This is a genomic window from Micromonospora sp. TSRI0369 (assembly GCF_001905625.1).
GTDB classification, from domain to species: domain Bacteria; phylum Actinomycetota; class Actinomycetes; order Mycobacteriales; family Micromonosporaceae; genus Micromonospora; species Micromonospora echinospora_A.
Window position 1 is genome coordinate 324,965 of sequence record NZ_LIVU01000005.1, and the last position, 14,533, is coordinate 339,497.

At 74.3% G+C, this 14,533-nt stretch carries 13 protein-coding genes; 4 read left to right on the forward strand and 9 right to left on the reverse strand.

All coding sequences use genetic code 11. The annotated features are described in order from the left end of the window. Positions 1–16 precede the first annotated feature (16 nt). Both AMK25_RS18760 and AMK25_RS18765 read right to left on the reverse strand, forming a co-directional pair. Entirely contained in the window at positions 17–1,411 is a 1,395-nt protein-coding gene (locus AMK25_RS18760) for an extracellular catalytic domain type 1 short-chain-length polyhydroxyalkanoate depolymerase (protein WP_073829651.1), read from the reverse strand. A 127-nt stretch (positions 1,412–1,538) separates the two neighbouring features. Next, positions 1,539–2,624 carry a DUF4037 domain-containing protein gene (locus tag AMK25_RS18765; RefSeq protein WP_073829652.1) on the reverse strand — a complete coding sequence of 362 codons (1,086 nt, stop codon included), beginning with the start codon at positions 2,622–2,624 and terminating at the stop codon, positions 1,539–1,541. A 99-nt stretch (positions 2,625–2,723) separates the two neighbouring features. On the opposite strand from AMK25_RS18765, the gene AMK25_RS18770 reads away from it, so the two are divergent. Then, positions 2,724–3,647 (forward strand): 5'-3' exonuclease, encoded by a 924-nt coding sequence (locus tag AMK25_RS18770; RefSeq protein WP_073829653.1) that lies wholly within the window; start codon positions 2,724–2,726, stop codon positions 3,645–3,647. Positions 3,648–3,680: 33 nt separating this feature from the next. Here the strand turns inward: AMK25_RS18770 and AMK25_RS18775 are convergent, their stop codons facing one another. Together AMK25_RS18775 and AMK25_RS18780 are read right to left on the reverse strand one after the other, a co-directional pair. Beyond that, positions 3,681–4,568: an MHYT domain-containing protein gene (locus AMK25_RS18775; protein WP_073829654.1), complete on the reverse strand. Its 888-nt coding sequence runs from the start codon at positions 4,566–4,568 to the stop codon at positions 3,681–3,683. Positions 4,569–4,733: 165 nt separating this feature from the next. Continuing rightward, the gene (locus tag AMK25_RS18780; protein ID WP_073829655.1) at positions 4,734–7,514 is read right to left on the reverse strand and encodes a DEAD/DEAH box helicase; all 2,781 of its coding nucleotides are present in this window, start codon (positions 7,512–7,514) and stop codon (positions 4,734–4,736) included. Between the two features lie 86 nt (positions 7,515–7,600). Between AMK25_RS18780 and AMK25_RS18785 the strand changes: the two genes are divergently transcribed. Further along, positions 7,601–8,365 carry an HAD family hydrolase gene (locus tag AMK25_RS18785; RefSeq protein ID WP_073830015.1) on the forward strand — a complete coding sequence of 255 codons (765 nt, stop codon included), beginning with the start codon at positions 7,601–7,603 and terminating at the stop codon, positions 8,363–8,365. A gap of 70 nt (positions 8,366–8,435) precedes the next feature. Further along, the gene (locus AMK25_RS18790) at positions 8,436–9,452 is read left to right on the forward strand and encodes an EamA family transporter (RefSeq protein ID WP_338013376.1); all 1,017 of its coding nucleotides are present in this window, start codon (positions 8,436–8,438) and stop codon (positions 9,450–9,452) included. Here the strand turns inward: AMK25_RS18790 and AMK25_RS18795 are convergent. The 3 genes from AMK25_RS18795 to AMK25_RS18805 all read right to left on the reverse strand — a co-directional run bounded on the left by AMK25_RS18795 (position 9,374) and on the right by AMK25_RS18805 (position 11,867). Further along, positions 9,374–10,300, reverse strand: coding sequence for a diacylglycerol kinase family protein (locus tag AMK25_RS18795; RefSeq protein ID WP_073829656.1), 927 nt, complete (start codon positions 10,298–10,300; stop codon positions 9,374–9,376). The genes AMK25_RS18790 and AMK25_RS18795 overlap by 79 nt on opposite strands. Before the next feature lie 107 nt (positions 10,301–10,407). Then, entirely contained in the window at positions 10,408–11,058 is a 651-nt protein-coding gene (locus AMK25_RS18800; RefSeq protein WP_241826407.1) for a fasciclin domain-containing protein, read from the reverse strand. Positions 11,059–11,168: 110 nt separating this feature from the next. Next, entirely contained in the window at positions 11,169–11,867 is a 699-nt protein-coding gene (locus AMK25_RS18805; RefSeq protein WP_073829658.1) for a hypothetical protein, read from the reverse strand. 183 nt (positions 11,868–12,050) lie between these two features. On the opposite strand from AMK25_RS18805, the gene AMK25_RS18810 reads away from it, so the two are divergent. After that, positions 12,051–12,935, forward strand: a complete 885-nt coding sequence (locus AMK25_RS18810; RefSeq protein WP_073829659.1) for an ABC transporter substrate-binding protein — start codon at positions 12,051–12,053, stop codon at positions 12,933–12,935. Positions 12,936–13,144: 209 nt separating this feature from the next. Here AMK25_RS18810 and tatC read toward each other — a convergent pair whose 3' ends face one another. Both tatC and tatA read right to left on the reverse strand, forming a co-directional pair. After that, on the reverse strand, positions 13,145–14,098 hold the full coding sequence (gene tatC / locus AMK25_RS18815; RefSeq protein WP_073829660.1) for a twin-arginine translocase subunit TatC: 954 nt from the start codon (positions 14,096–14,098) through the stop codon (positions 13,145–13,147). Positions 14,099–14,119: 21 nt separating this feature from the next. Beyond that, positions 14,120–14,449, reverse strand: a complete 330-nt coding sequence (gene tatA, locus AMK25_RS18820; RefSeq protein WP_030504140.1) for a Sec-independent protein translocase subunit TatA — start codon at positions 14,447–14,449, stop codon at positions 14,120–14,122. Between the last annotated feature and the right edge of the window lie 84 nt (positions 14,450–14,533).

Here is a 14,533-nt window from a genome sequence, read left to right on the forward strand (position 1 = left end):
GACGGCGGCGCGCCGGTCAGGCGGCCGTGCAGGGGCTTCCGTTGAGCGTGAACGAGCCGGGTTTACCGGCGTTGCCGGTGTGGGTGGCCTGGAAGCCGATGTCCACCGAGCCGCCCGGTCCGATCACCGGGTTGTAGGAGACGTTGCGGGCGGTCACCGCGCCGCTGGACGGGCTGTACGTGGCGTTCCAGCCTCCGGTGATCGTCTGGCCGCTCGGCAGCGTGAATGCGAGGTTCCAGCCGTTGATCGCCGTGGTGGACGTGTTGGTGATGGTCACCGAGGCGGTGAGGCCGTTGTTCCAGGCGTTCACCACGTACCCGACCCGGCAGGCCCCCGACGGCGGCGGCGTCGTGGGCGGAGGCGCCGTGGTGGGCGGCGGCGTGGTGGGCGGGGGCGTCGTCGGCGGAGGCGTGGTGGGCGGAGGTGTGGTCGGCGGCGGCGTCGTGGGGACGGACGTGGTGGGCGGCGGGCTCGTCGGCGGCGCGGTGTCCAGGCCGAAGAAGCGGATGGCCTGGGCCGCGTCCACCGGCAGGTTGTGCGTGACGCCCTGCATGCTGATCGCCTCGACGGTCGCGGTGCCGCCGGTGCCGCCGTAGCGGGTGCGCGTGTAGCCGGACTGCGGGCTGTCCGTGTACGCGGGCGTCTGGCTCAGCCCGTGCACGTTCGTCCACTGGTCGATCTGCTCGCCGAAGTTCGGATAGCGGAGCGTCTCGTCGTTGGTGCCGTGCCAGATCTGCATGCGCGGACGCGGGCCGGTGTAGCCCGGGTAGGCGTTGCGCACCAGGTCGCCCCACTGCTGCGGGGTCTTCAGCACCTGGCCGTTGGCGCACTCGCTGTTCCACTCCGAGCCGTTCGTGGTGGCGAAGCAGCCGAACGGCACCCCGGCGAAGGCCGCCCCGGCGCGGAACACGTCCGGGTAGTCCCCGAGCAGCACGTTCGTCATCATCGCGCCGGACGAGGTGCCGGTGGTGAAGATCCGCTGCGAGTCGACCGGGTAGCGCTGCCGCACGTAGTCCACCATGGACTTGATGCCCACCGGGTCGCTGCCGCCGTCGCGGCGCAGCGCCTGCGGCGACGAGACGTCGAAGCACTTGCTGCTGCGCGTGACGGACGGGTAGACCACTATGTAGCCGTACCGGTCGGCGAGCGCCGCGAACTGGGTGCCCGAGTACATGGCCAGGCCGCTGCCGGTGCAGTAGTGGTTCACCACCAGCAGCCCGGGACGGGCCGCGACGGTGTCCGGGACGTACAGGTACATGCGCAGGTTGCTCGGGTTCGCGCCGAAGTTCGTCACCTCGGTCAGCGACGCCGCCGAGGCGGGGCCGGGCACGGCGAGCGCCGCCGCCACGGCGACCCCGGCGGCGGCCAGCGCCGCGCCGAGCAGCCGGAGTCTGCTTCTTCTGGACAGCATGCGGTTCTCCTCGGGTGGTGGAACGCCGCGCGCAGCGGCGTTCTCGCCGGCGAGGCGCCTGCGAAGGGCGGCCCGGACCCTCGGAGACGAGATAGACGGTCGCTGATCGATGCGACCCGATCGCAGTCTAGGCCGCACCCGGCGGACGGACAACCGCCGCGGCCACCCGGCGGGCCCGGCCCGGATGGGTGAGCACGTCCACGTTGTCGACGTACTGGTCCACCGCGCCGATCGGCGGCCGGCCGCGCAGCCGCGGATCGGCGATCGCGGCGCGCAGCGCCTCGACGAAGCGGCCCGCGTCGAGCACCAGGAACGGCCGGTCGTGGAAGGGCCGGGCGGCCGGGTCCACCGGCGGAGCCAGAGCGGCGTCGTTGGTCCACCCGGCCACCGTCTCCAGCGCCCGCACCAGGCCCGGCTCGCGGGCCGCCCAGTCGCCCGGACCGAGCGCGGCGGCGAGCCCGTCGACCACCGGCGCCGCGTCCGGCAGCGTCGCGAACACCGTGCCGAGCCATTTCGCGTACGGGGGCCAGCGGCGGCGCAGCAGCAACCCGAGGCGCATCAGATCCCGGGCCAGCCCGGCCGCCACCACCCGGCTGCCCAGCTCGTCGCCGACCTCGGCGCACCGGCCCGCCAGGTGCTCGGCCTGCGCGACCCGCTGCCACCCGGACGCCAGCACGTGCCGCCACACGTCGTCCGGATACCAGGCCAGCGCGGCACGGGCGGCGGTGAGCGCCCCGTCGAGCCCGTCGTGGAACACCGCTCCCCCGGTCAGCTCCGCCAGCCGCTGCGTCGGCGTCGCCAGCCAGTCCGCCACCGACATGCCGGGCCGCGGGTCGGCGCCCAGCCGGTCACGCCACCACGCGTCCAGCTCGTCCACTGTCACGCCGTGCCGGTCACCGTCGGCGTGGACCGTGCCGAGCCGTGCCGCCGGGCCACCGGCGTACCGGGTCGGCCAGTCGAGGAAGCGCGCCGGCAACTCCGCGTCCAGCGCCGCCCGTACCGGCGCCACGTCGTGGGCGCTGCCCACGAAGACCTGGGTACGCGGACCCCAGTCGTGGTCGGTGGAGCGGGGCGTGTCGAGGCCGAGCAGCTCGGAGCCGCCGTCGAGCAGGCCGGCGGCGTAGCGCAGGCCGGGCAGACGCCGGGCCAGCAGCGGACCCACCACCTCGTCGTGGAACCGGCGGGCCAGGGTCAGGCCGGGTACGAAGCTCACCCCGCCAGTCTGCGCATCCGAAGCCCCGCGCGCGTCCGGGTTTGCGGCCCGGCGGCCGCCTCCCCCATCTCGTCACAGGGCTGTGGAAGGCTTGCCGCCGTGGCACACCGACAGCCGATCCTCCTGATCGACTCCCCCAGCCTCTACTTCCGCGCCTACTTCGGCATTCCCGAGTCGGCGGCGAAGACCGGCGACGGCCAGCCGGTAAACGCCGTGCGCGGCTTCCTCGACATGCTCGCCCAGCTGGTGCGCACCCGCCGGCCCGACCGGATGATCTGCGCGATGGACCACGACTGGCGGCCGGCGTGGCGGGTGGAGCTGCTGCCGTCGTACAAGGCGCACCGGGTCGCGCCCGAGGGCGGCGAGGTCGTGCCGGACACGCTGTCCCCGCAGGTGCCGATGATCCTGGAGGTCCTCGACGCGCTCGGCATCCCCGCCGTGGGCGCCACCGGCTACGAGGCCGACGACGTGCTCGGCACGCTCTCGGTGACCCAGCCCGGCCCGGTCGAGGTGGTCTCCGGCGACCGCGACCTGTTCCAGCTCGTCGACGACGCGCGCCCGGTGCGGCTGCTCTACGTCGGGCGGGGCGTGGCCAAGCTGGACGACTGCGACGACGCGGCGGTGCGGGCCCGCTACGGCGTGCCCGCCGACCGGTACGCCGACTTCGCGGCGCTGCGCGGCGACCCCAGCGACGGGCTGCCCGGCGTGAGCGGGGTGGGCGAGAAGACCGCCGCCCGGCTGATCGACCGCTACGGCGGGCTCGACGGCATCCTGGCCGCGCTCGACGATCCCCGCTCCGGCTTCGCCCCCGGGCTGCGGGCCAAGCTCGACGCCGCCCGCGACTACCTGGCGGTGGCGCCGAAGGTGGTCCGGGTCGCCACCGACGTGCCGCTGCCCGAGCTGGACCCGGCGCTGCCGACGTCCCCCGCCGACCCGGACCGGCTGCTGGAGCTGGCGCAGCGGTGGAACCTGGCCGGCTCGTGCCGCCGCCTGGTCGACGCGCTGGCCACGTCCCGGGACTGACGGCTGCCCGGGTGACCGGAAGTGGTCAGTTGATCACGGGCGGCGGTCGGTGTTGCGGCGGGACGGGAACTGGGTGCCGGGCTGCGCCAGCGTCGACCGGGCACGCAGGCCGACCGGGTCCGGCGCGGGCTCGGTGGCGACTGTCTGCGGCGCCTCACCGAGTCGCGAGCTGACGTACGCGGCCCCGGCCCGGTCGTCGTCCGACGGCGCGGCGAGCAGCGCGTAGACGAGCCCCACCACGCCGAAGATCACTGCGAGCACGATCGGCACCAGCAGTCCGCTCACCTCGGCGCCGGACGCCGGGCCGCGGCTCTCGTGCAGATGCACCGACAGCGCGCTCATGCCGGTGAAGTGCATGCCGTTGACCGCGACGCCCATGACCAGCGCCGACGCGCCGATGGCGAGCGCCCGCCGGACGGTCATCGCCAGCCAGAGCGCCACCGTGGCCGCCACGACAGCGATGACCACCGACAGCGTCACCCGCAGCGGGTCGTAGCCGAACGAACCGTCCAGGCGCATCGCGGCCATGCCGGTGTAGTGCATGGCGGCCACGCCACCGCCGGTGAAGAACCCGCCGGCCAGCAGCCGGGGCGCGGCGAGCCGGCCGGTGCCCACGATCGCCAGCCCGATGCCGACCGCCGCCACCGCGATCGCGGTGCTGGCCGCCGTCAGCGGCACGTCGTAGCGGATGCGGGTGCCGGCGACGGCGAACCCGAGCATCGCCATGAAGTGCATCGCCCAGATGGCGGTGCCGCCCAGCGCCCACGCGGCGAGCAGGCCCCACCAGACGCGCTGGCCGCCACTCGTGGCGGTCCGGATCCGTCCGGCGCAGACCAGCCCGAGCGCCGAGCCGAGCACTGACAACGCGTAGCTGAGCGCGGGTGTGATCCACCCGTACTCGAAGTGATTGATCTCGCCCACGACGCCCTTCCCTCACATCGGCCGAGCGCGAAGCACGGCGCCCCGGGCAATGATCGGGCAGCCCCTGACCTGCTGTTACATCGGCCCCCCGGATGTTCGCCGGGTGTTGTCGCAGTGACGCAGCGATGCGTCGATTTCCCGCCTACGAGTGACCGGAAGTGACCATCAGGCTGAGGCGTGGTAGGCCAGCACGCCCCGGTTGACTGCCGCGATGGCCTGCCGCGCGGTGCCGCGCAGCTCGGCGGAGGCGCCGCCGGAATCGGCGACCTGGCCGAGCAGGTCGACCACCTGGCGCGCCCACCTGACGAAGTCGCCGGCCGGCATCTCCCCGTCGATCTGGTGCCCGCTGGCGAGCACCTTGGCCAGCGCCTCGCCGCGTGCCCACCGGTAGATCGGCCAGGCGAACCCGAGATCCGGCTCGCGGGTCACCGCCAGGCCGCGCGCGGCCTCGTCGGCCTCGATGTCGCTCCACAGCTTGAGCGTCTCGTCGACCGCGTCGGCGACCCCGCCGCGCGGCAACGACGCCCGCTCGTCGACGTCGCGCCGGGCCTCGAAGACCACCACCGACACGGCGGCGGCCAGCTCCGCCGGGGACAGGCCGTCCCACACCCGGCGGCGCAGGCACTCGGCCACCAGCAGGTCGGCCTCGGTCCAGATCCGGGCCAGCGTCCGGCCGGCGTCGGTGACCTCGCCGTCGGCGGCCAGGTAGCCGCGCGCGGTCAGCAACGCCACGATCCGGTCGAAGGTACGGGCCAGCGAACCGGTCCGCCCGGACACCCGCTCACGCAGCTCCTCGGTGTCGCGTTCCAGCCGGCGTCGCCGCTCCGCCCAGCGGGCGTGCTCCTCCCGGTCCGGGCAGGCGTGACAGGGATGCGCGCGCAGCTCGACGCGGAGCTGGCTGAGCCGGTGGTCCTCCCCCGCCGCCTGGCGGGACCGGCCACCGCGCCGGCCGCCGTGCCGGTCCAGCCCGGTGCCGCTGACCGCCGCGGCCAGGTCCCGCCGGGCCGCGGGCGAGCGGTGGTTGAAGTGCTTCGGCACCCGGATGCGGGTCAGCACCTCCGCCGGGGTGGTGAAGTCACCCGGGGTGACCCGCCCGGCCCAGCGGTCCTGGGTGAGCACCAGCGGCCGGGGCTCGCCGAACCCGCCGGTGGCCGGGTCCAGCACCACTGCCAGGCCGGCCCGCCGCCCGGACGGCACCCGGATCACGTCACCGACCCGCAGCCGCTCCAGCGAGGCGACGGCCGCCGCCTTGCGCTGGGTCTGCCCCTGCCGGGCGATGGCCCGTTCCCGGTCGGCGATCGCCACCCGCAGCGCGAAGTACTCGTCGAAGTCGCCGTGGTGACAGGCGGCCTCCGCGCCGTACGCCTCGATGGTCTCGGTGTTGCGCTGCACCTGCCGCGCCAGGCCGACCACCGACCGGTCCGCCTGGAACTGCGCGAACGAGGACTCCAGCAGCTCCCGGGCCGGCGCCGCGCCGACGCTGCCGACCAGGTTGACGGCCATGTTGTACGACGGCCGGAAGCTGGAGCGCAGCGGGTAGGTGCGGGTGGAGGCGAGCCCGGCCACGTGCCGGGGATCGGTCTCCGGCGACCAGACCACCACCGCGTGGCCCTCGACGTCGATGCCCCGGCGGCCGGCCCGGCCGGTGAGCTGGGTGTACTCGCCCGGGGTGAGGTCGACGTGGGCCTCGCCGTTGAACTTGACCAGGCGTTCCAGCACCACACAGCGGGCCGGCATGTTGATGCCCAGCGCGAGCGTCTCGGTGGCGAAGACGGCCTTGACCAGCCCGCGGACGAACAGCTCCTCGACGACCTCCTTGAACGCCGGGAGCATGCCGGCGTGGTGCGCGGCCAGCCCGCGCTCCAGCCCGTCGAGCCACTCCCAGTAGCCGAGCACGGACAGGTCCTCGCCGGGGATGGCGGTGACCCGGGACTCGACCACCCGGCGGATCTCGGCGCGTTCCTCCGGGGAGGTCAGCCGCAGGCCGGCGGCGAGACACTGCTGCACGGCGGCGTCGCAGCCGGCCCGGCTGAAGATGAACAGGATCGCCGGGAGCAGCCCCTCCCGGTCGAGCCGGTCGACGATGTCCGGGCGCATCGGACCACGCCAGCGCGGGCCGCGCCGCCCGCCGCCGGGGCCGGCGCTGCGGCCCTCGCCCAGCTCCAGCCGGCGCATCGTGTCCCGGGTGTAGCGCAGCAGCTCCGGGTGCACGTCGTGCTTGCGGGCGGCGTCGGCGTCGTGGAACAGGTCGAACATCCGCTTGCCGACGAGCATGTGCTGCCACAGCGGCACCGGGCGGTGCTCGGAGACCACCACGGCGGTCTCGCCGCGTACGGTGACCAGCCAGTCGGCGAACTCCTCCGCGTTGGAGACGGTGGCCGACAGCGAGACGAGGGTGACCGACTCCGGCAGGTGGATGATCACCTCTTCCCAGACCCCGCCGCGGAACCGGTCGGCCAGGTAGTGGACCTCGTCCATCACCACGTACGCCAGGCCCTCCAGGGTGGCCGAGCCGGCGTAGAGCATGTTGCGCAGCACCTCGGTGGTCATCACCACCACCGGCGCGTCGCCGTTTATCGCGTTGTCGCCGGTGAGCAGGCCGACCTGCTCGGCGCCGTAGCGGTCCACCAGGTCGTGGTACTTCTGGTTCGACAGCGCCTTGATCGGCGTGGTGTAGAAGCACTTGCGCCGGGCCGCCGGCGCGTCGCCGCCGGGCCGCCCGCGCAGCGCAAGGTGCACCGCGAACTCCCCCACCACGGTCTTGCCGGCGCCGGTGGGCGCGCAGACCAGCACACCGCTGCCCCGCTCCAGCGCCTCGCACGCCTCGCGCTGGAAGTCGTCGAGATCGAACCCGAGATCAAGGGAGAATTCGTCCAGGGCCGGGAAGGCGGAGGCCTGCGCGGCCCGGCGGCGCGCCGCGGCGTACCGCTCGGCGGGGCTCGACATGGATCCAAGATTAATCGGTACGGCCGACGAGTACCGGTCAAGGCCATCCGGCAGGACGGTCGGAGCGGGTCGGTAGGGTGCACGACGTGCCGGACCGTACCGAACTGCCCCATGCCGCCAGCGGCGCCGACGACGTCGTGGGCCCGCGCCCGTCCCGCCGGCCCGTGGAGGCGGTGCTCTTCGACTTCCACGGCACCCTCGCCCAGGTCGAGGAGCCGCTGGCCTGGGTGCTCGCCGCCGCGGACGCCTGCGGGGTCGAGCTGGACCGGATCCGGGCCACGTCGCTCGCCGACCGGCTGCTCACCGCCGGGCGCGCGGGCGGCCCGCTGCCGGCCCGGGTACCGCCCCGGCTGGCCGAGTTGTGGGCCGACCGCGATCTCTACCCGCACGCCCACCGGGGCGCGTACACCGGGCTGGCCGAGACCGTGGACACCGGCATCGACGGGTTCGCCGACGCGCTCTACGAGCGGGTGCTGGTGCCCGAGGGCTGGGTGCCGTACCCGGACACCGCGCCGGTGCTCGGCGCGCTGCGGACCGGCGGGGTGAAGGTGGCGGTGGTCAGCAACATCGGCTTCGACCTGCGGCCGCTGTTCACCGCGTGGGATCTCGACGCGCTGGTCGACGCGTACGCGCTGTCGTACGAGGTGGGGCGCTGCAAGCCGGACCCGGGCATCTTCCTGCGTGCCTGCGGGATGCTCGGCGTCGACCCGGAGCGCACCCTGATGGTGGGCGACACCCCGGCGGACGCGGGCGCTGTCGCGGCCGGGTGCGGGGTGCTGGTGCTGCCGTGCGCCGACGCCGGCCGCCCGAACGGTCTCGGCGCGGTGCTCGACCTGGCCGGGGTCGGCTGAGCGCCCGGCCTGGTCAAGCCGGGTGTGACCGGCGCGAAGGCGTCCCGGCGGACCGGTTACGGTCAGGGGCATGACCGGTGCCCACCCCTTGCCGCCGCGTGCGCCGGGCCGGCTCGGCGGGGTCGCGCTGGTGCTCGGCGGGGCGCTGTCGGTGCAGTTCGGCTCCGCGCTGGCGGCGCTGCTGTTCCCGCGTACCGGGGTGGCCGGGGCGGTGACGCTGCGGCTGACCATCGGCGCGCTGCTGATGCTCGTGGTGTGCCGGCCCCGGGTGCGCGGGTACGGGCGCCGCGACTGGGCCGCCGTTGTCGCGTTCGGGCTGGCCCTGGCCGGCATGAACTCGATCTTCTACCAGGCGATCGAGCGGATCCCGCTCGGCCCGGCCGTGACGCTGGAGGTGCTCGGCCCGCTGGCGCTGTCCGTGTTCGGCGCGCGCCGGGCGGCGGCCTGGTTCTGGGCCGCGCTGGCGCTGGGCGGGGTGGCCCTGCTCGGGCAGGGCGGGTTCGACCGGCTCGACCCGGTCGGCGCGGCGCTGGCGCTGACGGCGGGGGCCATGTGGGCCGCGTACATCGTCTGCTCGGCGCGGATCGGCGCGCGGTTCCCCGGCGCCGACGGGCTGGCCCTCGCGCTGACCTTCGCCGCCCTCCTCACGCTGCCGTTCGGGCTGGCCGACGCGGGCGGGCGGCTCGCCGACCCGGCGGTGCTGGGGCTCGGGACCGCGCTGGCGCTGCTCGCCTCGGTGCTGCCGTACAGCCTGGAACTGGCGGCGCTGCGGCGGCTGCCCACCGCGACGTTCGCGGTCATGATGAGCCTCGGCCCGGCGATCGCCGCGGTGGCCGGCTGGCTGGTGCTCGGCCAGGCGCTGCACCCGGTCGAGGTGCTCGCGATCGTGCTGGTGGTCGCCGCGAGCGCCGGCGCGGTCCGCGCCGCCGCCTCCCCCACCGGACCCGCTCCGTCCGCCGCGCCGCCGCCCGCTCCCGGCCCGCCGGACGCCGAGGACGGCGGCGCCGGTCAGCGCAGCAGTCGCAGCGCGGCCGGCGCGGCGGTGACGGTCACCGGCAGGTCGAGGGAGCGTTCCCCGTCGGCGTAGGTGGTGATGCCGTCGGTGGCCAGCTCCACGGTCCGTGCCCGGTACGCGCGCACCAGCGGATGCGTGACGTGCGTGCCCCGGTAGATCTGCGGCTTGACCCGCATCAGCGTGCGCCTGTCGAACCGGCCGCCGACCACCACGTCCAGCAGGCCGTCGTGCGGGTCGGCGTCCGGGCAGATCCGCATGCCACCGCCGTAGCTGGCCACGTTGCCGACCGCTATCAGCACCGCGTCCACCTCCTGCGGCACCCCGTCCAGCACCAGCCGGTAGCGGCGTGGCCGCAGCTTGGCCAGCTCGACCACGATCGCCAGGTCGTACCGGCGGGGACCGCGCGGCCAGCGCATCCGGTTGGCCCGCTCGTTGACGATGGCGTCGAACCCGGCGGCGAGCACCGCGCCGTACCAGCGGTCGGGCACGCCGGGCCCGGACAGCCGGGCCAGGTCGACCGGGCGGGTCCGGCCGGCGGCGAGCGCGTCGGCGATCACCTCGACCGCTGCCGCCGGGTCGGCCGGGAAGCCGGTCTCCACCGCGAAGTCGTTGCCGGTGCCCGCCGGGACCGGCCCGAACGGCACGGCCGTGCCGGCAACCGCCTGCAACGCGCGGTGCACGGTGCCGTCGCCACCCACAGTGACCAGCGCCCCGGCGCCGTCCGCCACCGCGGCGTGGCACGCCGCCTCCGCCTCGGCGGGGGTACGCGCGCGCAGCAGCTCGACCGGCCGGCCGGCGGCACCCAGGCGCTCCAGGATGCGGGGCAGCAGCCCGCGGTGCCGTCCCCGGCCGGCGCTCGGGTTGGCGAGCACGGCGACGGGGCCGGGCGGGACATGATCGTGCGCGGTCACGGCGAGCACCGTACGACACGGGTCGCGCGGGCCACCAGAGCCAGGTCACGCCGCGAACGGACGGCGCACGCCGACGGCGCCCGGCAGGGGGTGCCGGGCGCCGTCGCGGGGGTGGTTCAGGGCAGGTCGATCGGGCGCAGCACGCGGTCCACGGCGTGCGCGATCTGCTTGTTGCCCTTGTTGATGTCGTACCGCACCACACGCGCGTTGCGGTCGCTGGTGTCGGCGTCGACCAGGCGCACCTCGCGGCCGTACCAGCAGCGCTTCACGTCCACCTCGACGGTGGCGCCGAGGGCGGTGGTCAGATCCGCCCCGTCCGCCTTCAGCGCCGCCTTCCGGTCGATCGTCGCGCCCGGCACCACGTGGTAGAGCAGGACGTCCTCCACGGTGTCCACGCCGAGGCCGGCGACCGCGTCGAACGCGGCCTGCTCACCGGGCAGCTTCTTCGCGGCGGTGATGTCCCGGACCAACTCCCGGAACGCGTAGTCGTTCGGCACGAACGCGGTGAGCGCGACGGTGCCGTCGGTGAGCACCTTCACCGGCGAGTCCGGCTTGGCCTGCAACACCGTCAGGACCGCCTTCGTGAGCACGTCGAAGTCCCGCGCGTTGCGGTCGAAGCCGCTCTTGTCGGCGGTGAGCACGGCGGCCAGCGACCGGGTGCCCGGCTGCTTGGCGCCAGCCTGGGCGGGCACGGCGACGGCGGTGGTGGCCACCGCCGCAGCCGTGGCGCCCACGGCCAGCCGGGCGGCGAGACGAGCGATGTTCATCGGGGAGCCTTTCGTCGAAGCGACCAGGTCCGTGACTGTCGTCACGACCAATGCTTCGCCCGCACCGTCCCCGGTGGATGCAGCCGGATCGATCCGTTTTCGCCGCCGCCTCAGCGCACCACCAGCCGCTTGCTCACCGACGGCACGCCGTCGCCCTTGACCTTCAGCGACCAGTCCCCAGCCGCGCCGAGCGTCACCACCGTCTCGGCGGTGCCGTTCGCCTCCGCCTTCATCTCGGCGACCCGCTTGCCGTCGGGGTTGAGCACGTACAGCGTCCGGGCCCCGGCGGTCTTGTTCGTCACCTTGAACGCCAGCTTCTCGCCGGGCTCGGCGATCAGGGCGTCCACCCCGCTGATCGCGTCGGCGGTCAGCTCGATCGTCACCGACCGGTCGTACGCCACCTCGGCGGCGGCGCTCGCGAGGTTGCCGTCGTCGGAGACGGTGATCCGGGTCCGCACGCCGTCGCCCTGCCGGCCCGGCTTGCAGGCCACCTCGTACGTGCCGGTCTGCAGCGAGGCACGCAGGTCGCCGGTGCGGCCCGCCGGCACATCCGCGACCTCGGCGATCACCTTGGTGAAGGCGTCACCCTCGCGGCCGTAGACGTAGACCCCGGTGGCCTGCTGACCCCGGTTGGTGACGGTGAAGGTGACGGTGCCCGGGGTGAACAGCGTGGTGGTGACCTCACAACTGGTGTCGGTGGCGGTCACCGGCACCTGCTGGCCCTTCGGCGCGGGCTCGTCGTCACCGCAGGCGGTGAGCGCGGTGGCCGCGCAGAGGACGGTCAGGACGGCGGCGGTACGGCTCTTCATCGGGATCTCCGGAGCGCAGGTCAGCGTGCTGACCGGAACGGGGCGCCGACGCACCCCGGCACACCGCCCGGGGGGCTCGGCGGAGTCAGCAGAGTCTAAGCGGGTACGGCGTCGCAGCAAGGCCCGAGGGCGGCCCGATGTGCCCGCGCGCCGGGTGATCGGCGCGACCGGCATGATGGCGGCATGCGGCTGGTCTCCCTGCTCCCCTCCGCCACCGAGATCGTGTACGCGCTGGGTCTCGGTGACGATCTGGTCGGCGTCACCTTCGAATGCGAGGTGCCCGCGTCGTACCGGTCCGGCACCACTGTGGTCGTGGGCGGCCGGGACACCCGGGGCATGAGCCCCGGCGAGATCGACGCGTACGTCAATGCGCAGCTCGCGGCCGGTGCCGACCTCTACACGCTGCACGCCGGGGCGCTGGCCGGGCTCGCCCCGGACCTGATCCTCACCCAGGACCTGTGCCGTGTCTGCGCGCTGCCCTCGGGCCGGGTCGCCGACGCCGTGGACCACCTCGGGTGCCGGGCGGAGGTGCTGTCGCTTGACCCGTACACCCTGGACGACGTGCTGGAGTCGATCCGCGCGGTGGGCGCGGCGGCCCGGGTGCCGGACCGTGCCGAGGCCCTTGTCGACGGGCTGCGCGCCCGGCTCGCGGCGATCCGCGTGGCGGTGGCCGGCCGGCCCCGGCCGCGGGTCGCGGTGGTCGAATGGGTGGACCCGCCGTTCGGCGCCGGGCACTGGATCCCCGACCTGGTCGACGTGGCCGGCGGCGAGCCGGTGGGCACCCATCCGGGCGCCCGGTCCGGCCCGACCACCTGGGACGCACTGCGGGCCACCCGCCCCGACGTGGTGCTGGTCGCGCCGTGCGGCTTCCACCTCGACGGCGCGGCCGAGCAGGCCGCCACGGTGGCCGGGCACTTCCCCGGCGCGCAGGTGTGGGCGCTGGACGCGGACGGGCTGATCGTGCGCGCGGGCCCGCGCCTGGTCGACGGCGCCGAGGCGACAGCCGCGATCCTCCACCCCGACGCGTTCCCCCCGCCGCACCCCCAGGCAGCCCGCCGCATCACCTGACCCCCGCCCTCGCCCTGCCGCCGTCCTCAGCCCAGCCCCGGCGATCTTGCACTTTGTGCCCGGGCAAAGTGTGGATATCGGGCACCCGAGGGGCACCAAGTGCATGATCAACGTAGGGGGCGGGTCGTCTGCGCGGCGGAGAGGGTCGGCTGCGGAAATGCGGACGCCGTCCCCTTCAGGTGGGGACGGCGTCCGGGTGAGCGGGTCGGTCAGGTCATGTCGTCGTAGCGGCGCTCGATCGGCTTCGGCGCGGCGACCGGCTCGGGTGCCCCGATCGGATCGGACGCCTCGATCCGGCCGCCGGCGGGCACCGGCTCGGTCGACAGGTCCAGCGGTGACACCTCGTCGTCGGCGATGCCGGCGTAGACCTCACGCCCGCGCCCGCGTCGCCTGTCGTTGAGGAACGCCACCCCCACCGCGGCGAAGTAGAGCGCGCAGAGGCAGATCGCCAGCGCGGTCATGCCGAACGGGTCGGGCGTCGGCGTGACCACCGCGGCGAACGCGAAGAACACGAACACCGCCACCCGCCACCAGCTGAGCAGCCGCTTGGCGCTGGCCAGGCCGACGAAGTTGAGCATCAGCACGATCAGCGGGAACTCGAACGCGACCCCGAACAGCAGGATCAGGTTCGTGACGAACGAGATGTAGCGGGTCACCTCGAGGTTGGTCGCGATGTCGTCGCCGGAGACGTTGAGCAGGAACTCCAGTCCCTTGGTGGTGACGAAGAATGCCAGCACCGCGCCGGCCGCGAACAGCGGGGCCGCCAGGGCGGTGAAGACGTACGCGTAGCGTCGCTCGTGGCGGTGCAGACCGGGCGCGATGAACGCCCAGAGCTGGTAGAGCCAGACCGGCGCCGCGATGATCAGACCGACCCAGAGACCGATCTTCAGATTCAGCAGGAAGACGTCAGCGACGCCGAGCTGCACGAACAGACACTTGCCGGTTTCCGGATCGATCGACTGCGGCAGGTCGCAGTAGGGCTTGGACAGCAACACCCGGACCGGCGTGGCCAGCCAGATGCCGAAGCCGAAACCGACAAGGATCGCCAGTGAGGCGCGGAACAGCCGGTTGCGCAGCTCCCGGATGTGCTCGATGAGCGTCATCGAGCCGTCGGCCGCGCGCGCGAAGCTGCTCGGGCCGCGCTTCTTCAACCCGAAGGCCACGGTGGTTGAGGCCCTCTCGGATCAGTTCTCGCGGACGCGCTGCACCGGGTCGGCCGGCGGAGCGACCGGCTGCTGCGGCTGCGGCGCGTACGGCTGCTGGGTGTACGGCTGCTGCTGCGCGTACGGCTGCCCCTGCACCGGCTGCTGCGGCGGGAGCGGCTGGTAGCCGGCCTGCGCGTCCGCCTTCTCGGCGAGGTCACGGTCGTCGTCCTGCAGGCTCTTCGTCTCGGCCTTGATGATCCGCAGTGATCGGCCCAGCGAGCGGGCCGCGTCGGGGAGCCGCTTCGCGCCGAACAGCAGGATCAGCACGACCACGAGTACGGCGATGTGCCACGGCTTGAGGGCACCCATGGGAAGCTCCAGTCGCTCTGTGTCGGTGAGGGTGGGTCGCCGCCCATCGTACGTGCGTCGCAGCGGCTTGCCACCCCGGTGGGC

What these genes read in the sequence shown, in the direction of transcription:
- AMK25_RS18760 (WP_073829651.1), bottom strand. Translation starts at nt 1,411, where the DNA reads ATGCTGTCCAGAAGAAGCAGACTCCGGCTGCTCGGCGCGGCGCTGGCC.
- AMK25_RS18780 (WP_073829655.1), bottom strand. Translation starts at nt 7,514, where the DNA reads ATGTCGAGCCCCGCCGAGCGGTACGCCGCGGCGCGCCGCCGGGCCGCG.
- AMK25_RS18800 (WP_241826407.1), bottom strand. Translation starts at nt 11,058, where the DNA reads ATGAACATCGCTCGTCTCGCCGCCCGGCTGGCCGTGGGCGCCACGGCT.
- AMK25_RS18805 (WP_073829658.1), bottom strand. Translation starts at nt 11,867, where the DNA reads ATGAAGAGCCGTACCGCCGCCGTCCTGACCGTCCTCTGCGCGGCCACC.
- tatA (WP_030504140.1), bottom strand. Translation starts at nt 14,449, where the DNA reads ATGGGTGCCCTCAAGCCGTGGCACATCGCCGTACTCGTGGTCGTGCTG.
- AMK25_RS18790 (WP_338013376.1), top strand. Translation starts at nt 8,436, where the DNA reads ATGACCGGTGCCCACCCCTTGCCGCCGCGTGCGCCGGGCCGGCTCGGC.
- AMK25_RS18810 (WP_073829659.1), top strand. Translation starts at nt 12,051, where the DNA reads ATGCGGCTGGTCTCCCTGCTCCCCTCCGCCACCGAGATCGTGTACGCG.